Source organism: Nonomuraea maheshkhaliensis (assembly GCF_039529435.1).
GTDB lineage: Bacteria > Actinomycetota > Actinomycetes > Streptosporangiales > Streptosporangiaceae > Nonomuraea > Nonomuraea maheshkhaliensis.
In genome coordinates, this window is record NZ_BAAAMU010000001.1 from 19,890 (window position 1) to 40,913 (window position 21,024).

Here is a 21,024-nt window from a genome sequence, read left to right on the forward strand (position 1 = left end):
CACTCCGTCCACCCGCCGCCTGTGCCCCGTCACGCCTTCCACCCGCCGCCGCGGCCCGGTGCTCCGCCGCCCGTGCCGTGGCCCGCTCCGCCGCCTCCGGCCGCGTCGCCGCAGTTCGGCGCCACGGGCTGCCTGCTGGCGATCGTGGTCGTGGGGGTGGTCTTCCTGCTGTACGTCATGGTGATCCTCGTCGCGGCCGCGTCGAAGAGCCCCTCGATGCCGTACGGCAGTCAGCGGGCGTCATGCGTGCCGTGGGCCTCGATCGACAGGTCCTGCCAGTCCTCCCAGGTCTTGAGCCGGGCGGCGTAGGCCTGCTGGATCATCGGGTAGAAGCCCTTGCCGAACAGCACCCGCACCGGCGGGTTGGCGGAGTCGACCAGCTTCAGCAGCGCCTGCGCCGCGGCGGCCGGATCTCCGGCGGGCATCTTGCCCGCCATCGCGCCGAGCCGCTGACGGAGAGCGTCGTAGGCCGGGTCGGTGGTGGCCATGTGACCGTTGGCGAGCGGGTCGGGGTTGTTGCCGTCGCGGGTGGCGAACCCGGCGGGCTCGATCATGGTCAGCTTGACGCCGAACTCGGCGACCTCGCCGGCGAGCGCCTCGTTCAGACCCTCCAGGGCCCACTTGGAGGCGTGGTAGGCGCCGCCGAGCGGCATCGCGATGATCCCGGCCGCCGACGACAGCTGGACGATGTGGCCCGAGCGCTGCTCGCGCAGGTACGGCAGCGCGGCCTGGACCACCCACACCGCGCCGAACAGGTTGGTTTCGAGCTGGTCGCGCAGTTCCCGCTCCGTCAGCTCCTCGACCGCGCCGACCTGGGCGTAGCCGGCGTTGTTCACGATGACGTCGAGCCGGCCGAAGTGCTCCTTGGCCTGCTTCACGGTCGCGAAGACGGCGGCCCTGTCGGTCACGTCCAGCTCCAGCGGGAGGATGGCGTCGCCGTAGGTGTCGGTCAGTTCCTTGAGGGCGGCGGTGCTCCTGGCGGTGGCGGCGACCTTGTCACCGCGCGCCAGGGCGGCCTCGACGAAGTTGCGGCCGAGGCCGCGGTTCGAGCCGGTGACGAACCAGACTTTCTGCATGGTGTGCTCCTCGTTTCAGGGTGACAACCCCAGGACGAGACAGCCCGGTACGGATGTGAGCCGGTCGGGATGTGATCTCCGACACCATGCCACTTTTGTCGGGAATGAGGTATCAGTGAGGGCGTGACCCGTACGGAGGAGTTCCAGGAGCTACGGCCGCTGTTGTTCGCGATCGCGTACCGGATCCTGGGCAGCGTGAGCGAGGCCGAGGACGCCGTACAGGAGGCGTGGCTGCGCTACGACGGCTCCGCGACCCGGGCCGAGTCGCCCAAGGCGTTCCTGTCGGCCACGGTGACCCGGATCTCGATCGACGTGCTGCGCTCGGCCCGCGTCCGGCGTGAGGCGTATGTCGGGCCGTGGTTTCCCGAACCGCTGCTGAGCGACCCGTACCAGGATCCCGCGCGGTCGGCGGAGCTGGCCGACTCGGTGTCGATGGCGGCACTCATCCTGCTGGAGCGGCTCAGCCCGCTTGAGCGGGCGGTCTTCGTGCTGCGTGAGGTGTTCGCGTTCAGCTATCGGGAGATCGCCGCCGCCGTGGAGCGGTCGGAGGCCGCCTGCCGTCAGCTCGGGGTGAAGGCGCGCCGCCACATGGACGCGGGTCTGCCCCGTTTCGAGGCGGATCGCCGCTCGCGCGACCGGCTCGCCGAGCGGTTCTTCGGCGCGCTCAAGGACGGGGACGTGGACGGGCTGCGGGAACTGCTGGCCGCCGAGGTGCAACTGGTCAACGACGGGGGCGGCAAGGTCGGCAGTACGATTCCGCTCTTCGGCGCGGAGAAGGTCGCACGGGTGCTGGCCGTCGCCATCCCGCCGTTCGCCCGGATCGGCGCGGCGCTGGAGACGCACGAGGTGAACGGGCAGCCGGGCGCGATCATCCGCGACCGCGACGGGCTGATCGTCATCGCCTGGGCGATCGACATCCTGGACGGACGCATCCAGACCATCCGCTCGATCGCCAACCCCGACAAGCTCGGGCATCTGGGTCCGGTCGCCGATGCTCTCGCGGTCATCCGAGAGAAGAAGCAGGCCCGCCGTGACCAGCGGACGGCGTGACTGTTGTGTCGAGGTCGGTGCGGCTCGGGGTCGAGGGCGACGCAGGAGGCGTACCTGGTCAGGAGATCAGTGCAGGAGGGCGCGGGTTTGTGCGAGGGCGTCGACCTGGGTGCGCCAGTCGCCGCCCGCGATGCCGATCACGGCGTGGCTCGCGCCCGCTTCCCGGTACGCGGCCAGGTGCTCGGCCGCTTGCTCGGGTGAGCCGGTGAGGGGGAGGCCGAGCACCTCGTCCAGCGGGCGGCCGTAGGCGCCGCTGATGCCGGCGGCGATCTCCTCCCGGGTGGGCAGGCCGTCGCCGCCGCCCAGGGCTGAGGTGCCGCCGATCGCGATGATCGGGGTACGGCGGCCGTACCCGGAGGCCAGCTCGGCCAGCCTGGCCCGGCCGGTGGCGACCTCTTCCGGCGAGATCAGGGACGGGAACCAGCCGTCTCCCAGGCGGGCGGCCCGCCGGATCGCCACCGGCGACGCGTTCCCGACCCACACAGGCGGCATCTCCACAGCCGGCGCCAACCCCATCACCGGCCCCTGCTCGCCAACCGGCCCCTGCTCGCCAACCGGCCCCTGCTCGGCAGCCGGTCCGTGCTCGGTGATCGGCCTGTCCTCTCGCGCGGAGACGGGGAGCGGGGTGGGCTTGCCTGCCACGAGGTGCGGCAGGAGTTCCAGGGCCGTGTCCGTGCGGGGGCCGCGTTCTCCGTACGGGACGCCGGCCGCGGCCCACTGCTCGGGACCGCCTCCTGAGCCCACGCCGAGGACGAGACGGCCGGCGGAGACGTACTGGAGGGAGGCGACCTGCTTGGCGGCCCACGCGAGCGGGCGGATGGCGGGGACGAACACGCTGGTGCCGATGCTGATCCGGGTGGTTGCCGCGGCGGCGGCGGCCAGGGCGACGGGGGCGTCCAGGGTCGGGCTGCCGATGGCGAGGTGGTCGCCGTGCCAGGCCCCGTCGAGCCCTGCCTGTTCGAGGTGCCTGGCGGCCTCCTGCAACGTGAGGCCGTCCCTGCGCTGCACGCCGACCCCGGGCAGGATGACGCCGATCGCGAAATTTCCCATGCGCCAACGATGCAACCTCAAGTCGGGTCGAGGTCAACGGGAAACCCGGTGGCGTTCTGGGTGGCCGAAAGCCACGATCGTCCCTATGCGAAAACCCATGACAGGTGAGCGGCGGTTCGTCGGGGCGGATGACGTGGCGCCGCTGGCGCGGGAGGTCTTCGGTCCGGGCCGGACGCCGGTGACGGTGCAGCGGGTGCGGGGCGGCACCAGCAAGGGCGTCTACCGGCTGTCGGCCGATGACGGGCGCAGCGCCATCCTCTACGTCTGGAGCCAGGACGAGGACTTCTGGCGCGCCCCCAGCGGTCAGGCCGGTCAGGGCGGTCAGGGCGGTCAGGGCGGTCAGGCCGGTCAGGCCGGTGAGGACGGTGAGGACGGTGATGGCGGTCAGGGCGTCTCCGGTCCTCCCGACGGCCGGGGCGGTCAGGGTGGGACGGTGGGGGAGCCGTCCGGGCTGGAGCTCTTCGAGGCGAGCCGGACGCGGTTCGAAGAGCTCGGGGTACGCGTGCCGCGCCTGCTCATCGCCTCCCGCGCCGGCGAGTGGCTGCCGTCGGACGCCGCCGTCGTCGAGGACCTGCGCGGCGGGACCCTGGAAGCGCGGCTGCTGGAGGACCCCGAGGGTGCCGCGCCCATGATGGACCGCCTGGCCGAGTCGCTGCGGCTGATGAGCACGTGCCGGGCGCCCCGCCACGGCCGGGTCGCCGAAATCGATCACGGCGGGCCGGAAGAGGGCGACGGCGGCGACGAGGGCTCGTGTCCTGGGGTCGTGTTGCGGTGGTCGTTGAAGGATCTGCGGGAGGCGGCCGGGCGGGTCGGGCGGATCGCGGCCGAGCGGGACGCGTTCGAGGCCGCCCTGCGTGACCTGCACGCCGCCGTACGCCCGCGACCCGATCACGGGCTCATCCACGGCGAGCTCGGCCCGGATCACATCCTGCTGGACGACCGGAACGAGCCGGTCCTCATCGACATCGAGGGCGCGTCGTACTTCGACGTCGAATGGGAGCACGTCTTCCTGAAGATCCGCTTCGGCGACCACTACGGGCGGCTGCGGCCGGACGGCCTGGACGAGCGGCGGCTGCGCTTCTACCGGCTGGCCCATCACCTGTCGCTGGTGGCGGGGCCGTTGCGGCTGCTGGACGGCGACTTCCCCGACCGTGACTTCATGACGGAGATCGCCACGCATCACACCGAGGAAGCACTCACCTTCCTGCGCACCCTCCAGTAGACCCGGCGCGGCCCGGTGGCCGGATCCGGACAGGCGTGGGCGGCAGGTATCCACAGGGCCGGCCCGGCCTCTGAGCGGGAGGACATCGGCCGAGGAGGCGGGCTACGAGGCGCGCCTCCCGCTCTTGCCGGTCCAACGGCTCCTTCCGAGGAGGACACGTGGCCATCGATCGCGCGCTGCCGGCCTATGAGCGGCTCTTCGACGTGGATCTCGACTTCATGCGCGAGGACGAGGCGAGGACGGTGTACGCGCCGGGCGCCTATCTCGCCGACCTGCTGGCGCTCATGGAGAAGGTCTTCGACCGGCCTTCGCTGCTGGAGGAGGGGCGGCGTCCGGACCTGAGGAAGATCCTCCTGGACGCGGAGAACACGTTCGCGGAGTCGCCGTACCTCGACATCGTCGTCCGGGTGCTGGAGCACCTGCTGGGAGATGACCCGTACGAGGCGCTGCGCACCGCCGCCCATCCGTTCGCGCTGCCGTTCTCCCCGCACGAGGCGGAGTTCAGGACCTATCTGGCCCACCTCAAGGTCGGCCCCGAGGAGCTCTACCGCCTCTTCGCCCCGTACGCGGACGCCGACACGGTCGCCCGGCTGTACCTGGGCCTGTCGCGCGAGGACGTCGCGAACGCGACGACCGAGGGGGACGAGGCTCGGGTCAGGAGCCTGTACGGCAATGAGCGGACCGCGGACGTCGAGGCGTTCCGGCGGGCCGCCGGGCTGAGCGCGCGTCCAGGCCGAGCAGGAGCGCATGGTGGAGGACTGGCGGCTGCAGCTCGGCACGGCCCGGAGCGACGTGGCCCAGCTCACCCACCAGGTGGTCGGCGCGGAACTCCAGCTCAAGGCGGCCCGGCGGGAGCTGGAGGTGCTCAGGCGGGAGATCGCCAACCTGGAGTCGGTCGACGCCTTCATGCGCGACAAGTTCGGCACCGCGCAGCTGTACCAGTGGATGTCCGGGCGGCTGTCCGCTATGTACTTCCAGAGCTACGACCTGGCGTACGGGATGGCCCGCGCCGCGCAGCGGGCCTACCAGTACGAACGGGGCATCCCGGAGGGCGAGGCGGACTTCATCCAGCCGGTCTACTGGGAGAGCCGGCGCAGGGGCCTGCTCGCCGGCGAGAGCCTCGCGGTGGACCTGGAGCGGCTGGGCCGGGCGTACGCGGAGAGCGACACGCGCGGCCTGGAGATCGTCAAGAAGGTGTCGTTGCTGGCGCTCGACCCGCTGGCCGCGCTGAGCCTGCGGGCCACCGGCCGGTGCGAGTTCGCGCTCACCGAGCCGCTGTTCGACCGGGACTTCCCCGGCCACTACCGGCGGCGGATCAGGACGCTGTCGGTCTCGTTCGAGGGGGCCGAGGGCCCGATCGGGCTCAACGCCACGCTCACGCAGCTCGACAGCAAGACCGTGCTGGCGGCCGATCCGAAGGCGGTCAAGTACCTGATCGATCCGAAGGGGCCGATGCCGGACACGCTGCGGGCGAACTGGCGGCCCGGCCAGCAGATCGCGCTGTCGGACCTGGAGGAGTCCAAGGAGAACAACGGCCTGTTCGAGCTGCGTTACGACGACGACCGGTACCTGCCGTTCGAGGGCACGGGCGCGGTCTCCCGGTGGCGTCTTGAGCTGTCGGCCCCCGGCGCGCCCGAGCTGCTGGACGTCGTCGTCACCGTCAAGTACGCGGCCGAGCAGGGCGGCGAGCTGTTCGCCAACGCGGTGAGAGGGATGCTCAAGCCGTACCCGGCCGCCCGTTACGTGGACGTGGCGGCCGAGTTCCCCGACGAGTGGGCGGAGTTCGTCCAGGGCGAGGGCGACTGGCTGACGCTGCCGATCGGTCCTGAGCTGCTGCCCGGCATCGGCGGCCGTCAGATCACCGGCCTGTTCCCCCGCTACGACGTCGCCGGCGAGGCGCCCGCGCGCTTCCTGCTCGACGGGGACGGGCAGCTCGCGCTCGACGACGGCGTGCTGCTGGCCACGGCGGGGCTCTCGGCCGGCGGCGCGGCCTGGTCGCTGCGGTTCGAGGGCGACAAGGCCGCGCTGACCGGCTTCGGGCTGGTGCTGACCTACCGGGCCCGCGGCCGATGAGGAGGTAGTGCACTTGCGCCCCCGCATCGCATCATTTAGGAAGATTTCCTAAAAGGAGCTGATGCGGGTGCGCGCACTCTTAGCCGTCCTCGCGCTCCTGCTGGTCGCCGCGTGCGGGCAGCAGGAGCCGGAGGAGCCGGTCAACGCCGAGGACGTGATGTTCGTGCAGATGATGGTGCAGCACCATCGGCAGGGCATCGAGATCGCCAAGGTCGGCACGTCGCGCGCCACCACCTCCGAGCTGAAGACGCTCACCGCGGCGATCGAGAGCACCCAGCAGGGCGAGGTCGAGATGATGCTGCGCTGGCTGCACTCCTGGCAGCAGCCGCTCACCCCGGCCACGGGCGCACACGATCACCACGGCGGCCAGCCGGAGACCGACGCCAAGCAGATCCAGGCGCTGAAGGCGTCGAAGAACTTCGAGTACGACCTGTGCAACCTGCTGATCGCGCACCAGGACGACGCCGTGCAGATGGCCGCCGCCGAGGTGGCGAAGGGGGTCAACCCGGGGGCGCAGCGGTGGGCGGCCCAGGTGCAGGCGTCCCGCAGAGGGCAGATCGACCTGATGATGGACCTGATCAAGAAATGACCGCCGGGCCGTAATCCTCCGCACAACCACGAACCGCAGGAAAACCGAACTCCTCATAGACGCCGCCGCCGAGAAGTGATTAGATCACTTGATATGTCCGAAGTGGCGCGGCCTACGCTTTCCGACGCTCTGACCGAGCGCATGCTGGAGCTCATCCGTACGGGAGGGCACCGGCCCGGCGACAGGCTGCCTTCGACCAGGGAGCTCTCCCAGCGCTTCGCCGTCACCACTCCCACCCTGCGCGAGGCGCTGCGCCGGCTTGAGGCCACCGGGGCCATCGAGCTGCGGCACGGCTCCGGCATCTACGTCGGGGCCGCCATCGAGCGGCTGGTCCTGCCCAACCCCAACATGCGCGAGATCCGCGCGGCCCAGCTGCTTGAGCTGCTCGACGCGCGGATCGTGATCGAGCCCCCGCTGGCCGCCATGGCCGCCGAGCGCGCCGGCCAGGAGGAGCTGGCCACGCTCAAGCAGGTGCTCGACGGGGCGGGCAGCCATCTGCGCGGCGAGGACGCCGAGCTGCACGACGCGAACATGACCTTCCACCGGGCCACGGCCCGGCTGGCGGGCAACAGCGTCCTGCACGAGGTCGTCGACTCGCTGCTCACCGTGCACGGCCCGGAGCAGCGCGAGATCCTGCAGATCTTCGACGACCGGCGCCGCGACTACGAGGAGCACGTGGCGATCCTCTCGGCCATCGAGGCGCGCGACGCCGCGCGGGCCGAAGAGCTCATGCGCAGCCACCTGGCGGACGTGAAGACGGTCATCCAGCACAGGATGCGCCCCCGATAACCCCCGATGAAAGCCCCCCGATAGAACCAAGGAGGCCGGCCCATGTTCCGGTCACGTGTGGCCACGCTCGGCGTGGCGGCGCTCGTCCTGACCGCGTGCGGTGGCAACAGCGCCGAGGCGCCGCAGAAGAAGACCGAGCTGACCCTGTACAACGACAAGGGCGCGTGGACCAAGTACTTCGACGAGATGGGCGCGCTGTCCAAGCAGCAGATCGGCCTCGGCATGAAGCCGACGGGCTACACCGACTCGGCCCAGTACCAGGCCTTCATCAAGGCGTCGTTCCGGACGAAGGTCAAGCCTGATCTGTTCACCTGGCAGACCGGGGGGATGCTGGAGGAGGTCGTCAAGCAGAAGCAGGTGGCCGACACCACGGCCATCTGGCAGGAGGCCATCAAGGCCGGCGACCTGTCGCAGGACCTCCTGCCCTACTACACCGTCGGCGGCAAGCAGTACTGCGTGCCGATGAACGTCGCCTACTGGGGGATGTTCTACAACAAGCAGATCTTCGACAAGTACGGGCTCAAGCCCCCGCAGACCTGGGACGACCTGGTCGCCACCGCCGAGACGCTGAAGAAGAACGGCGTCAAGGCCTTCTACCACACCAGCGTGCTGTTCTCCTTCGTCTGGTTCGAGCAGCTCATGGCCGGCACCGACCCCGACCTGTACGACCGCCTGGCCACCGGCAAGGCCAAGTACACCGACCCCGGCGTGGTCCAGGTGATGGAGCGCTGGAAGCAGCTCATCGACGCCGGCTACTTCATCAACCCTGGCGACAAGACCGACCCCGGCGACGTGCTGAAGAACGGCAAGGCCGCGATGGTCTCGTTCGGCTCCTGGTTCAACACCAGCATGACCACGCGGGACATGAAGGCGGGCACCGACTACGACTTCTTCGTCATCCCGAACGTGAACCCCGCGCTGCCCAAGACCTCGATGATCTTCGAGAGCGGCCCGCTGTGCTCGCTGGCCAAGGCGGCCGACCCCGAGGCCGGCCAGAAGTACCTGAAGTGGTGGACGACCGCGCAGGCCCAGGAGAAGTGGGCGACCAGCCGCGGCGACGTGAGCGCCAACCCGAAGGTGACGATCGATGACAAGGCGCTCGGCACGGTCACCAAGGACGCGGGCAGCGGCAAGTACCGCCTGGTCAACCGCTACTTCGAGGCCACGCCGCCGCCCGTGCTGACCGCCGCGCTCGACGGCTTCAGCAAGTTCGTCACCGAGCCCGGCACGTACAAGGAGGTCCTGGAGACGATCCAGAAGGCCGCCGACGAGTACTGGAGCACCCACCAGTGAGCGGGGGAACGCCTCACGGGACGAGGCCATGAGAAGCACCGCTCCCATGCTCGGCCGGTTCAGGTACGGCTACGTGGCGCCCGCGGTCCTGCTCGTCGCCGGGCTGCTCTACGCGCCGTTCGTGTGGACGGCCTACCTGAGCCTGACCCGCTACGACGGCCTTGAGCCGCCGGCGTTCGTCGGCCTGGCCAACTTCGCCAAGCTGTTCCAGGACGAGGCGCTGCTCACCTCCACCCGCAACACACTCATCTGGGTGATCGGCACCATGGTGCTGCCGGTCGGGCTCGGGCTGCTGGTCGCGGTGCTGTCGTACGACATCAAGGGCGGCGCGTGGTACCGGGTGCCGTTCATGCTGCCGTACGCGCTGAGCGGGGCGGGCCTGGCCATGGTGTGGAGCCCGATCCTGTCCCACGACGGCATCGCCAACCTCCTGCTCGGCGTGGACACCGCGTTCCTCCAGGAGGCGCCCGCCAACACGTTCGCCATGCTCGCGGTCTGGACCTGGCAGCAGCTCGGGGTGAACACGCTGCTGTTCGTCGTCGGGCTGCAGTCCATCCCCAAGGAGCCGATCGAGGCCGCGCGGCTCGACGGGGCAGCGGGCTGGCTGCTGTTCCGGCACGTGATCTGGCCGCTGATGCGGCCGCTGACGGCGGTCGTGGTCGGGCTCGCGCTGGTGGCCGGGCTGAAGACGTTCGACATCGTGTGGGTGCTGACGCAGGGCGGCCCTGGACGCAACTCCGAGACGCTCGCGGTGACCATGTACAAGGAGACGTTCGTGGCCAGCGACTACGGCTACGGCTCGGCGGTGGCCGTGCTGCTGACCGTCGTCACCGGGCTGGCGTCCTACCTCTACCTCAAGAGGCAGGTGACGGCCACATGATCAGGCGTGCCGTGCTGATCGTGCTCGGGCTGGTCTGGCTCGGGCCGACGTACCTGCTGCTCGTCAACGCCTCCAGGCCGGCGAGCTCGTACGATCCGGGCAGCGCCTGGATCCCCTCCGGCGACTTCGCCCTGTTCGACAACTTCGCGCAGGCCCTGGAGGGCGCGAACCTGTCGCAAAGCCTGGCCGGCACCGCGCTCTACAGCGTCGTCTCGCCGCTGCTCGGCGTGATCATCGGGGCGCTGGCCGGCTACGTGATCGTGGTGCTGCGGCTGCGCGGCGGGTTCTGGTGGTTTCTGCTGATCTTCGGCGGCACCGTGTTCCCCTCGCAGATGCTGCTCGTGCCGCTGTTCGTCGGCTACAGCGACGCCGGCCTGTACGACAGCCGCCTCGGCCTGATCCTCGTCTACACGGCGATCAACGTGCCGCTGGCCGCGTTCGTGCTGCGCAACTTCTACTCCGGCGTCGCCTTCTCGATCTTCGAGGCGGCGCGGATGGACGGCGCCTCCACGTGGCGCATCTTCTGGCGCATCTACCTGCCGATCTCGTTCACGGCGCTGACGGCCGTGTTCATCCTGGAGTTCACCTTCATCTGGAACGACCTCATCTTCGGCCTGACCCTCAGCCAGACCGAGGACGTGCGGCCGGTGATGACCGCCATCGCGGGCCTGATGACCGACGTCTACGCCGGCACCCCCGTCCCCGTCGGCCTGGCCGCCGGGCTGGTGGTCTCGCTGCCGACCGTCGTGCTGTTCCTCGCCACCCAGCGCCTCTTCGCCAGGGGCCTGTCACTAGGGAGTGTTCAATGACCAGCCGGTTGCTGCAGCGCAGCCTGGGAAGCCCCGACTACGACGGGATCAGGCAGGCGCTGCGCGACGACACCTCCACGCCCGTCATCAGCGTGCGCGGGCTGGAGGTGCGGGTCGCGGTGCTGCCGCTGTTCACCCACGACGGCCGCCAGGCCGTGCGCGTCTCCAGCACCGAGCCGCTGACGCACGTGCTCGTGGGCGTGGACAGCGGCTCGGGCAGGGACGTCACACTGCTGGTGCCCGAGGTGGACGCGCCGCGCGCGCTGACCCTGGAGTGCCGCGACGACGCCGGGGTGGTCGGCAGCGCGCGGATCACGGTGACGCCGCAGCGCAAGTGGAGCGTGTTCGTGGTGCACCACTCGCACCTGGACATCGGCTACACCGACCCGCAGGGCACGGTGCTGCGCCACCACCTCGACTACCTCGACTCCGCGCTGCGGCTGGCCGAGGAGACCGCGTCCTGGCCGGACGACGCCAGGTTCAGGTGGACGGTCGAGTCGTCGATGCCGGCGCTGAAGTGGCTCGACGCCCGGCCCAAGGAGATGGTCGACTCCTTCGCCGAGCTGGCCAGGGCGGGCCTGATCGAGGTGACCGCGCTGCCGTTCCAGCTGCACACCGAGGCGTGCTCGACCGAGGAGCTGCACCGGCAACTGCGCTTCATCGCCCAGTTGGAGCAGCGGCACGGCTTCACCACCAGGTCGGCCATGCACACCGACGTGCCGGGGGCGGTCGTGGGCCTGGTGGACGCGCTCAGCCAGGCGGGCGTGCGCTACCTGGCCGCCGCGCACAACTGGGCCGGGCGTTCGGTGCCCTACCTGCACGGCGGCGACAAGCTCACCCGGCCGTTCCGGTGGCGGGCGCCGAGCGGCAACGAGATCATCGTGTGGTTCACCGACACGCCGCACGGGATGGCGTACATGGAGGGCAACACGGTCGGGCTGACCGACTCCTACGAGCTGGCCGACGACCTGCTGCCACGCTACCTGTCCGCGCTGGCCACGCGGGGCTATCCGTACGGGCCCGGGACGTTCGGCTGGCAGGGGCCCGACGCGCCGAAGGAGCCGTACGAGCTGGACGTGCTGCACCTGCGGGTGCAGGGCGCCCACGCCGACAACGCGGGCCCGTCGATCGTGCCCGCGACGATCGCGCGCCGGTGGAACGAGCAGTGGGCCTTCCCGCGCCTGCGCTCGGCGGTCAACAGCGACTTCTTCGAGCATGTCGAGGAGCACTACCTCGACCGGCTCTCCGTGCACGAGGGCGACTGGACCGACTGGTGGGCCGACGGGCTGGGCTCGGGGGCGCGCCCGCTCGGGTACGTCCGCCGGGCCCAGTCGGCCCTGCGCGTGGCCGAGACGCTGCACACGCTGGCCGGTGTGGACGCCACCGAGCAGATCGACGCCGCCTACGACAAGGTCGCCCTGTTCAACGAGCACACCTGGGGCGCGGCCAACCCCTGGGAGGACGCCGAGGAGGGCGGCGACTCCGGCGGCCTGCAGTGGACCCGCAAGTCCTCCGGCGCCTACTCCGCCCAGGACGACGCGAGCGACCTGCTGCACGCCGCGGCCCGCAGGTTCGCCGCCGCGTTGTCGGAGCGGGGCACCGAGGGCGGCGCGCTGGCCTCCTTCGCCGTCTTCAACCCGGCCACCTGGGCCCGCACCGACGTCGTGCGCGCGTTCCTGCCGCGCGACGTGGTGGGCGCGGACGTGCCGATCGCGCTGGTCGACTCGCGGACCGGACGGACGCTGCCGCACCACGAGGAGCTGGTGGACCCGGCCGACTGGCCGACCAGGCCGATCGGGCGGCACGTGCACGCCGTCGTGCCGGACATACCGGGCTACGGCTACGCCCGTATCGACGTCATCCCGGGCGAGGCACAGGCGCCCGAGCCGGTCGAGCTCGACCGGGACGGCGTGATCGAGAACGAGTTCTACCGCGTCGCGTACGACGTGCGCGAGGGCTACATCAGCTCGATCTTCGACAAGCGCGCGGGCAGGGAACTCGTCAACGGCGAGGCCGCGGCCGGCTTCGGCCAGTACGTCTACGACCAGTACGCCACCGCCCCCCATTTCAACCACATGTCGGGACATGTCGGTGCGCAGGACCGCACGCTGCTCGGCGACCGCGCCATCGGTCGCAACGCCACCGTCAAGGAGGTCACGCGCACGGCCGTGGGCGAGAAGCTGGTCGTGGAGCTGCAGGGCAAGGGCGTGGACTGGATCCGCACCACGATCGAGCTGCACATCGGCGTGCCCAGGCTCGACCTGACCTACCAGCTCGCCAAGCAGGGCACCCCGGCCAAGGAGGCGGTCTTCCTGGCCTTCCCGTTCGCCGCGGGCAAGGCCACCGCTTGGGAGCTGACCGGCGGCGTCGGCGGCCCGGACGTGCCCAGAGTGCCGGGCTCGGCCGAGTACATGCTGCCGATCAGGCACTGGATCGCCTTCGACGAGCCGGGGCTGAGCATCGCGTGGGCCACGCTGGAGGCGCCGCTGGTGCAGCTCGGCACCATCCACATGCCGTACGCGCCGTTCCCGCCGACCCTCGACGAGGAGGACGGCACGGTCTACTCGTGGGCGCTCAACAACATCTGGGACACCAACTTCCCCACCCAGCAGCAGGGCGAGACCACCTTCCGCTACGCGGTGACGTCCAGCACTGTGACCTCTACGGGCACCGGCGTGCGGCTCGGGGCCGCGGCCGCCGCCGGGCTGTGCGAGCCGTTCGTCGGCGTGCTGGTCACCGACAGCCCGGACGTGTCGGAGACGTACGCGTCGGTCGACCATCCGGACGTGTTGATCACCTCGCTCGGCCACGACGGCGTCGTCCGGCTGCAGTCGCTGGCCGCCGAGCCGGTGCGGGCGACGGTGACGATGCCGGGATTCGAGCCGGCCGAGGTGAGCCTGCCCGCCTGCGGGGTGGCCGTGGTCAGGGGGACGCGTCAGTGAAGATCGTCGACATCAGGGCCACGACGGTCGCGGTCCCGCTCGAAGCGCCGCTGCGGCACAGCAACGGCGCACACTGGGGCCGGTTCGTCCGCACGATCGTCGAGGTCGAGGCCGACAACGGGCTGATCGGCCTGGGGGAGATGGGCGGCGGGGGCGAGAGCGCCGAGGCGGCGTTCGGCGCGCTGCTGCCGTACCTGAAGGACCACGACCCGTTCCAGCTTGAGGCGCTGCGCTTCAAGATCGCGAACCCGACGGCCTCGCTCTACAACAACCGCACGCAGCTGCTGGCCGCGATCGAGTTCGCCTGCCTCGACCTGATCGGCCAGCACCTCGGGGTGCCGGTCCACGACCTGCTCGGCGGGCGCGTGCGCGACCGGGTGCCGTTCGCCTCCTACCTGTTCTTCCGGTACGCCGCAGAAGGGCATCCCGAGATCCGCACCCCCGACCAGCTCGTCGAGCACACCGCGGCGCTCAAGGCGGCCCACGGGTTCACCGTGCACAAGCTGAAGGGCGGTGTGTTCCCGCCGGACCACGAGCTGGAGTGCTACCGCGCCCTGGCCGAGGCGTTCCCGGGAGACCGGCTCAGGTACGACCCCAACGCCGTGTTGTCGGTGGCCGAGGGCCTGCGCTTCGGCAAGGCCATCGAGCACCTCGACAACGACTACCTGGAGGACCCCGTCTGGGGGCTCGAAGGGCTGCGGATCGTGCGCGAGCAGGTCAGGGTGCCGCTGGCGACCAACACGGTGGTGGTCAACTTCGAGCAGCTCGCCTCCAACGTGCTGCGCAGGGGCGCCGACGTGATCCTGCTCGACACCACGTTCTGGGGCGGCATCAGGCCGTGCGTGAAGGCGGCGGGGGTGTGCGAGACGTTCCAGCTCGGGGTGGCCGTGCACTCGTCGGGGGAACTGGGCATCCAGCTCGCGACCATGCTGCACCTGGGCGCGGTGCTGCCCAACCTCACCTACTCCGCCGACGCGCACTACCACCAGCTCAGGGACGACGTGATCGAGGGCGGCAAGATGGCGTACTCGGAGGGCGCCATCTCCGTCCCGTCCGGTCCCGGGCTGGGCGTGCGGCTGGACAAGGAGCGGGTGGCCCGGTACGCGGAGCTCTACCGGGAGCAGGGCGGCTACCCCTATGACCGTGATCCGGGGCGTCCCGGCTGGTACGCCACGGTGCCCAACGAGCGCTTCGCGGACCCGGAGCGCGATATCGCACCATAATGTGTTGAATGTCTGAAGATTCGAAGCAATCCCTCGCCGACAACCTCGTCACCACCAGCCACACCCTGCCCTCCGGCCAGTCGTACACCGCGACGACCGGGACCATGGTGCTGCGCGAGGAGGTGGTCACCGACGGCAAGTTCGAGGGGCTGCGGCCCAAGGCCGAGGTGTTCGTCACCGCGTACACGCTGGACGGGGCCGAGCCGCTGAGCCGGCCGGTCACCTTCGCGTTCAACGGCGGGCCGGGCTCGTCCAGCGTGTGGCTGCACCTGGGCGTGCTCGGGCCGCGCCGGGTCGTCATGGGGGACGCGGGGGCGCTGCTGCCGCCGCCGTACGGGCTGGCGGACAACGAGGAGAGCCTGCTCCAGGTGAGCGACCTCGTCTTCATCGACCCCGTCTCCACCGGCTACTCGCGGGTGGCCGAAGGGGAGAAGACGGAGCCCTACCACGGCTTCGCCGGCGACCTGGAGTCCGTCGGCGAGGTGATCAGGTTGTGGACGACCAGGAACGGGCGGTGGATGTCCCCGAAGTTCCTGGCCGGCGAGTCGTACGGGACCGTGCGGGCCGCCGGCCTGGCCGACCACCTGCAGTCGCGCTACGGCATGTACTTCAACGGCGTCATCCTCATCTCGTCCGTGCTCGACTACATCACGGGCGAGTTCAACGACGGCAACGACCTGGCCTACGCCCTCTACCTGCCGACCTACGCGGCCATCGCCCACCACCACGGCCTGCACGGCGACCGGCCGCTGGCCGAGGTGCTGCGCGAGGCCGAGGAGTACGCCTCGGGCGAGTACCTGTGGGCGCTCACCCGGGGCAACCGGCTCACCGCCGAGGAACGTTCCGCGGCGGTCGCCAGGGTCGCCGCGCTGGCCGGGCTCAGCGAGGACTACGTGGACCGGGTCAACCTGCGCATCGAGCACATCAGGTTCTTCACCGAGGTGCTGCGCCCGCGCCGCCAGGTCGTCGGCCGGCTCGACGGCCGCTTCACCGGCTGGGACCCCGACTCCGGCCGCGAGCACTTCACCGCCGACCCCAGCATGGACGCCATCATGGGGCCCTACAGCGCGGCGCTCAACCACTACCTGCGCACGGAGCTGGGCTACGCCAACGACCTGCCGTACGAGATCCTCACCTCGCGCGTGCAGCCGTGGTCGTACAAGGAGTTCGAGAACGCGCACGTGCAGGTGGCCTCCAACTTGGGGGCGGCCATGCGGGCCAACCCGCACCTGCGGGTGCACGTGGCCTGCGGCTACCACGACGGCGCGACGCCGTACTTCGCCGCCGAGCACACCTTCGCCCACCTGCCCGTGCCCGCCGAGCTGGCCGCCCGGATCGAGTTCAGGTACTACGAGGCCGGCCACATGATGTACGTCCACGAGCCCAGCAGGCTGGCCCAGTCAGCGCACCTGGCGGCCTTCGTGCTCGGCGAGCAGGCGTGAGGCCCGGCCCAGGCGCTGCCTGAGGTTGGCGCGCAGCGCGGCGAAGCGGCCGGCGTTGTCGCGGACGACGGCGCGCTGCAACTCGGCGTCGGCCGCGTACCAGGCGGAGACCAGGCCCGCGGACCACTTGCAGGTCGTGTCCGCGGTCGCGACCTGCTTCTCGTCCTCGGTCACGGCCGGCTTGTCGAGGTCCCAGCGGCTGTCGCCGATGGCCGCCTCGGGAGCCGGGTAGGAGTGGCCCGCCTGGGTCATGCACGACTGCCAGCGCCTGACCGCCGCCGTCACCGACGGGTGCTTGGCGGCCTGCTCCAGCGTGAGCGAGTCCTGCAGCGCCAGCCACGGCCAGTCCGCCTTGCGCGCGCCCTTGTCCAGGGTGAGCGTGGCGCGGTCGAGGCAGCCGCGGTTCGCGGCGGTGCCGTACAGGCGGTGACGGGCCCGCACAGGCAGCTTGCCGGCCCAGGCGCCGGTGGTGTCGGGGGAGGGCGGCCTGGCCAGGTGGTAGCCGTGGCTCCTGGCGGCCCCGATGTCGGTGACGCCGTAACGGCGTGAGTTGCCGGGATCGATCGCGGCGATGGCGGCCGGATCCTCGGCGGGCGGCGCGACGGTGATGCCCTGCTCGCGCATGCATCGCGCGACGAGTGCGTTGTGGGCGTTGCCCAGGACGGCCCGCTGCTCGGGAGTGGTCTTGTAGGCGTCGAACGGCAGCACCAGTTGCGACACCGAGGTGACGCCCCGCGCGGGCGCCGGTGCCGCGGGCTCGTCGGCGCGGCAGGCCGCGGTGGCCGTCACGAGCAGCAGCGCGCTCGCGATCAGCCCGCGGCAGCCGGTTTCCGGCGGCCAAGCCCGGAAACCGGCACTCCCTGTATTGCTCAGTGGCACCAGATGTCGATCGCGCTGGTGCGGTTGTTGCCGACGGCGTTGTTCGCCAGGAACCCGTCGTTCGAGTTGTGCGTGAACGTGCTGTGGGCGCCGGTGTAACCCGGGTGCTGCCAGAGGGTGGCGCTGCAGCCGACCCGGTTCCTGACCGAGCTGGTCTGGTTGTTCATGCTGACCCAGGAATTGCTGAAGTCCCAGTTCAGCCAGTTGTTGTCGGCGAAGTTGGAATCGTCTTGGGTGAAGTCCCGCCAGTGGTCGACCTGGCCGCGGTTGTAGTCGTAGCCGGCGTACAGGCAGACACGACCGCCGTAGCAGGTCGAGCGGGGGCTGGCCACCGCGGCGGCTGCGGGGGCGAGCGCGGTGAACAGAGTGGCCGCGGCGATGAAGCCGGCGGCCTTCTTGGATAGCCTCACAGGTCTCTCCTCGATCAGTGAGTCGTTTCGACCTCGTAACTTAGCGTGCTGAATCGAACGCGAGTTGTACTGACTCGCCGATTCCAAAAGGGCTCCACGCCCAGCGAAGGGTCGCGTGCCCAGGCCCGCCGACTCACTCGTATCAGGCTGATGAACTGCGCCTTCACCGCATTGGCCGAAGCCTTGGCGGTGAAGGAGAAACCCGTGGCCTGCGCTCTACCTATTCGGGAAGCGCCGCCGGATTCTGCGCCAGCAATCCCCCGTCCACGCGATGCTCCGCACCCGTGATGAACGACGATCGCGGTCCGGCCAGAAACGCCACCAGTTCCGCCACCTCCTCGGGCCGGCCCACCCGGCCCAGCGGATGGGAACGGCCCCACTGCGCGATCTGCTCCTCCTGCGACAGCTCGCCGCGCCACAGGTCCGCCGCCCAGCGCAGCATGGGGGTGTCGACCGAGCCGGGGCAGACCACGTTCACCCGGATGCCGTCGGCCGCGTGGTCGAGCGCCATCGACCTGGTCAGGCCGTTGAGCGCGGCCTTGCTCGACGAGTACGCCGCCACCTGTGCCTGCGAGGAGAACGCCTGCACCGACGACATGACCACGATCGAGCCGCCGCCGCGGGCGCGCAGCTCGGGCACGGCGGCCTTGCAGGTGAGGTAGACGCCCTTGAGGTTGATGTCGAACACCTCGTCCCAGACCTCTTCAGGGGTGTCCTCGACGGTGCCGTAACGCTGCACCCCGGCGCAGGTCACCACGATGTCCAGCCCGCCGAACCTGCTCACCGCCAGGCTCACCAGATCGCGCATGTCGCCGGCCCTGCGCACGTCGGCGATCCTGCCGACGACCTGGCTGTCCTGCCCGGTGTCTTGCTCGGCGCTCTTGTCGGCGCCGCAGAACACCACGGACGCCCCGCCGTCGGCCAGCCGGTCGACCACGGCCCGTCCGATCCCCGTCGAACCGCCCGTGACCAGCGCGACCTTGCCGGCGAACTCGCTCATGCCCTTACCTCCGCGCGCAAACTCAACACCTTCGTCTCGTGGGGTTTCAAGGTCAGGGCCGTGCCGTTGGCCACGGCCGCGGCCAGGCCGTCGGTCGGCATGCCGGCGAACGGTTCCAGTCCCACGGTGTACGCCCGCCCCCACCACGGGTAGCCGGTGGACGCGCCGACCTCCTGCCACATCCACAGGTACGGCAGGACCGAGGCATCCCACTCAACCCGCATAGCGATATCCCCCGAAATTTCGTACCAACCCTTGTTAAAGCCGGTCAGATAGACGATGTCGCTCGGCGCGCCCGGCTCCGGCACCACGCTCAGATCCGTCACACCGCCGCCGTCGGCCGGCACCAGAGGCCATTCCCACGGCCCGCCCGCCCTGACCCGGCGGGCCGGCGGAGTGATCGCGCTCTCGTGCGGGATCACCCGGACGCCCTCGGGCAGCCGGATCCTGGCTCCAGGGCGCAGGAACGGCGGGCCGTACACGATGTGCTGGCCCCACATGGCGTGCAGCGGCAGGCCCGACTCGTTGGTGGCCCGCCCCTCGACCTCCAGTGCGGTCGTGCCCGAGCGCAGCCGCAGGACCTTCTCCATCCGGTACGGCAGCCGCCGCGTGCGCACGCTCAGCCGGACCGCGACCTCCTCGGGGGAGTCGGCGACGACCTCGCACTCCCACGGCAGCCCCGACACCTCGCCGTGCTGCGCCAGCCGCGCCCCCTGGTACTCGCTGGGCGCGCCCCCGTTGGGGAAGACCTCCTGCCAGCCGCCCTCGTAGTGGTCGACGAACTGGGCGACCCCGTCGGCCGCGCCGTGGAGATGGTCGCGCGGGTCGCGCAGCCCCTGCGGCGTGAGCCAGACGAAGTCCGTGTCCGTCGGCTTGTGCAGGAACTCGACCACGTCGCCGCCCTTGCCGGGCAGGACGCCCACGCGCAGCCGTTCGTTCTCCAGCGTGACCGCCCGCAGCCCGTCGATCGTGCCGTGCCGCAGCCGGGCCGCCCAGTTGCGCCTCATCCGAACGTCACGTTCAGGAATCGGGGGCGGTAGATGGAGACGTCGCGGTAGTGGTCGGTGTTGACGAAGCTGTTGACGTTGTACGACACCACGAGCCCGTCGCCGGCCACGTCGGGATGGGCGTGGGCGTTGTAGGTGAAGATGTTCCCGCTGGTCTCGGGGGTCGTGTAGACGTGCTGCTTGCCGGTGAAGGGGCCGGCGGGCGAGCACGAGGAGTAGGCCACGATGTTGGCGCTCAGCGCCTCGGTCGTGTCATGCGTGATCAGGACATATCCGGATCCGATCCGGCTGACGCTGTACTCGTTCGCCACGCCGTCCATCACCCGCGCCGAGTCGGCCTGGTCCTGCGACCAGGTGCCGTCGGCCTTGAGGTACTCCCAGCGGCCGAGCAGGCTCTGCCCCTGGACCCTGGCGATGTGCATGTACTTGGGCGAGCCGAGGTCCTCGACCCCGTACACGTAGGTGTGGCCGCCGTCCCTGAGCACGCCTGAGGCCCAGGCCACGCCGTGCCCCGACGGCAGGTCGTGCACGCTGACCGGCCGGTCGAGCCGCCCTGGCGCGAACCTGGCCACCACGTTCCTGTGCCAGCGCCAGTCCCAGGCGCCGGGGCCGAAGCGCTCGTACTCCTGGTAGGTGACCTCCACGACGCCGCCCGCCAGTGTGGCGTCACCGGCCCAGTACCAGTGGTTCTGGTCGCGCGGCGGCATCACGGCCACCGGCTTGGCGGCGGTGCCGGCATGGATGGTGGACAGCCTGCCGTTCCGTTCGACGGCGAAGGAGTTGTTCAGGAAGACCGTGCTCCCGCCCTCCTCGACCACGGGCGGGCGGCTCCCGTCGGGATTGACCCGGCCGAGGAAGGTGTCGGAGAACACCCACAGCTCCCGGCCGTCGGGCAGCTTGACCGAGTAGGTGCCGTCGGCGCCCGTCCAGTCGTCCAGGCGGCTGTTGTCGTTGCCGTAGTTGGTGAACAGGGCGGTCAGCCGGGCGTCCGTCCTGGCGCCCGTGACCGTGGGAGCACAGTCGGAGGCCGTCTGTGCGGCTTGCTGCTCCTGGACGACGGGCACGGGTTTGGGGGGTGCGGCGAGGGCCTGCTGCGGGGCGGCCGTGAGACCCAGCAACGCGATGGCCAGGGGGGCGAGGGCGGAGCGGAATCGCGTCATCACCTGTCCTAGGGGAGGGGGTTCCCTACAGTTCTAGTCATTAGATCACTTACTGTCTAGGGCCTGTGTGAGCGCCGGAGCGGGCGCGGCGAAATCCATATGACCGGAGCACGGGAGGGCGGCTACCCTG

General features: G+C 70.5%; 19 protein-coding genes. 11 read left to right on the plus strand and 8 right to left on the minus strand.

All coding sequences use genetic code 11. The features are described from left to right. Positions 1-29: 29 nt before the first annotated feature. Both ABFX54_RS00110 and ABFX54_RS00115 read right to left on the minus strand, forming a co-directional pair. The gene (locus ABFX54_RS00110; protein WP_346100768.1) at positions 30-179 is read right to left on the minus strand and encodes a hypothetical protein; all 150 of its coding nucleotides are present in this window, start codon (positions 177-179) and stop codon (positions 30-32) included. 51 nt (positions 180-230) lie between these two features. Beyond that, positions 231-1,076, minus strand: a complete 846-nt coding sequence (locus tag ABFX54_RS00115; protein WP_346100769.1) for an SDR family NAD(P)-dependent oxidoreductase — start codon at positions 1,074-1,076, stop codon at positions 231-233. Between the two features lie 123 nt (positions 1,077-1,199). On the opposite strand from ABFX54_RS00115, the gene ABFX54_RS00120 reads away from it, so the two are divergent. Next, on the plus strand, positions 1,200-2,126 hold the full coding sequence (locus ABFX54_RS00120; RefSeq protein WP_346100770.1) for an RNA polymerase sigma-70 factor: 927 nt from the start codon (positions 1,200-1,202) through the stop codon (positions 2,124-2,126). A gap of 66 nt (positions 2,127-2,192) precedes the next feature. Here the strand turns inward: ABFX54_RS00120 and ABFX54_RS00125 are convergent, their stop codons facing one another. Next, positions 2,193-3,176, minus strand: a complete 984-nt coding sequence (locus tag ABFX54_RS00125; protein WP_346100771.1) for an LLM class flavin-dependent oxidoreductase — start codon at positions 3,174-3,176, stop codon at positions 2,193-2,195. A gap of 85 nt (positions 3,177-3,261) precedes the next feature. Between ABFX54_RS00125 and ABFX54_RS00130 the strand changes: the two genes are divergently transcribed. The 10 genes from ABFX54_RS00130 to ABFX54_RS00175 all read left to right on the plus strand — a co-directional run bounded on the left by ABFX54_RS00130 (position 3,262) and on the right by ABFX54_RS00175 (position 16,438). Next, positions 3,262-4,398 carry a phosphotransferase gene (locus tag ABFX54_RS00130; protein WP_346100772.1) on the plus strand — a complete coding sequence of 379 codons (1,137 nt, stop codon included), beginning with the start codon at positions 3,262-3,264 and terminating at the stop codon, positions 4,396-4,398. Between the two features lie 747 nt (positions 4,399-5,145). Then, positions 5,146-6,471, plus strand: a complete 1,326-nt coding sequence (locus tag ABFX54_RS00135; protein WP_346100773.1) for a Tc toxin subunit A-related protein — start codon at positions 5,146-5,148, stop codon at positions 6,469-6,471. 67 nt (positions 6,472-6,538) lie between these two features. Continuing rightward, the gene (locus ABFX54_RS00140; RefSeq protein WP_346100774.1) at positions 6,539-7,060 is read left to right on the plus strand and encodes a DUF305 domain-containing protein; all 522 of its coding nucleotides are present in this window, start codon (positions 6,539-6,541) and stop codon (positions 7,058-7,060) included. Between the two features lie 93 nt (positions 7,061-7,153). Continuing rightward, positions 7,154-7,849 carry a FadR/GntR family transcriptional regulator gene (locus ABFX54_RS00145; protein WP_346100775.1) on the plus strand — a complete coding sequence of 232 codons (696 nt, stop codon included), beginning with the start codon at positions 7,154-7,156 and terminating at the stop codon, positions 7,847-7,849. 42 nt (positions 7,850-7,891) lie between these two features. Continuing rightward, complete coding sequence (locus ABFX54_RS00150) at positions 7,892-9,142, plus strand: ABC transporter substrate-binding protein (RefSeq protein WP_346100776.1); 1,251 nt, start codon at positions 7,892-7,894, stop codon at positions 9,140-9,142. 28 nt (positions 9,143-9,170) lie between these two features. Then, on the plus strand, positions 9,171-10,022 hold the full coding sequence (locus ABFX54_RS00155; protein WP_346100777.1) for a carbohydrate ABC transporter permease: 852 nt from the start codon (positions 9,171-9,173) through the stop codon (positions 10,020-10,022). Beyond that, positions 10,019-10,831, plus strand: coding sequence for a carbohydrate ABC transporter permease (locus tag ABFX54_RS00160; protein ID WP_346100778.1), 813 nt, complete (start codon positions 10,019-10,021; stop codon positions 10,829-10,831). The genes ABFX54_RS00155 and ABFX54_RS00160 overlap by 4 nt, the downstream gene beginning before the upstream one ends. Beyond that, positions 10,828-13,773 carry a glycoside hydrolase family 38 N-terminal domain-containing protein gene (locus ABFX54_RS00165; protein ID WP_346100779.1) on the plus strand — a complete coding sequence of 982 codons (2,946 nt, stop codon included), beginning with the start codon at positions 10,828-10,830 and terminating at the stop codon, positions 13,771-13,773. The genes ABFX54_RS00160 and ABFX54_RS00165 overlap by 4 nt, the downstream gene beginning before the upstream one ends. Then, the gene (locus ABFX54_RS00170; protein WP_346100780.1) at positions 13,770-14,996 is read left to right on the plus strand and encodes an enolase C-terminal domain-like protein; all 1,227 of its coding nucleotides are present in this window, start codon (positions 13,770-13,772) and stop codon (positions 14,994-14,996) included. Before ABFX54_RS00165 ends, ABFX54_RS00170 begins: the two co-directional genes overlap by 4 nt. 8 nt (positions 14,997-15,004) lie before the next feature. After that, the gene (locus tag ABFX54_RS00175; protein WP_346100781.1) at positions 15,005-16,438 is read left to right on the plus strand and encodes a S10 family peptidase; all 1,434 of its coding nucleotides are present in this window, start codon (positions 15,005-15,007) and stop codon (positions 16,436-16,438) included. On the opposite strand, the gene ABFX54_RS00180 is transcribed toward ABFX54_RS00175, so the two are convergent. From ABFX54_RS00180 to ABFX54_RS00200, 5 genes are all read right to left on the minus strand, one after another. Beyond that, positions 16,397-17,227: a hypothetical protein gene (locus ABFX54_RS00180; RefSeq protein ID WP_346100782.1), complete on the minus strand. Its 831-nt coding sequence runs from the start codon at positions 17,225-17,227 to the stop codon at positions 16,397-16,399. The genes ABFX54_RS00175 and ABFX54_RS00180 overlap by 42 nt on opposite strands. 80 nt (positions 17,228-17,307) lie before the next feature. Further along, positions 17,308-17,727, minus strand: coding sequence for a peptidase inhibitor family I36 protein (locus ABFX54_RS00185; RefSeq protein WP_346100783.1), 420 nt, complete (start codon positions 17,725-17,727; stop codon positions 17,308-17,310). Positions 17,728-17,947: 220 nt separating this feature from the next. Next, positions 17,948-18,727: an SDR family NAD(P)-dependent oxidoreductase gene (locus ABFX54_RS00190; protein WP_346100784.1), complete on the minus strand. Its 780-nt coding sequence runs from the start codon at positions 18,725-18,727 to the stop codon at positions 17,948-17,950. Further along, entirely contained in the window at positions 18,724-19,734 is a 1,011-nt protein-coding gene (locus ABFX54_RS00195) for a DUF4432 family protein (protein WP_346100785.1), read from the minus strand. Before ABFX54_RS00195 ends, ABFX54_RS00190 begins: the two co-directional genes overlap by 4 nt. Next, positions 19,731-20,894, minus strand: coding sequence for a glycoside hydrolase family 183 protein (locus tag ABFX54_RS00200; RefSeq protein ID WP_346100786.1), 1,164 nt, complete (start codon positions 20,892-20,894; stop codon positions 19,731-19,733). The genes ABFX54_RS00195 and ABFX54_RS00200 overlap by 4 nt, the downstream gene beginning before the upstream one ends. Positions 20,895-21,024 lie beyond the last annotated feature (130 nt).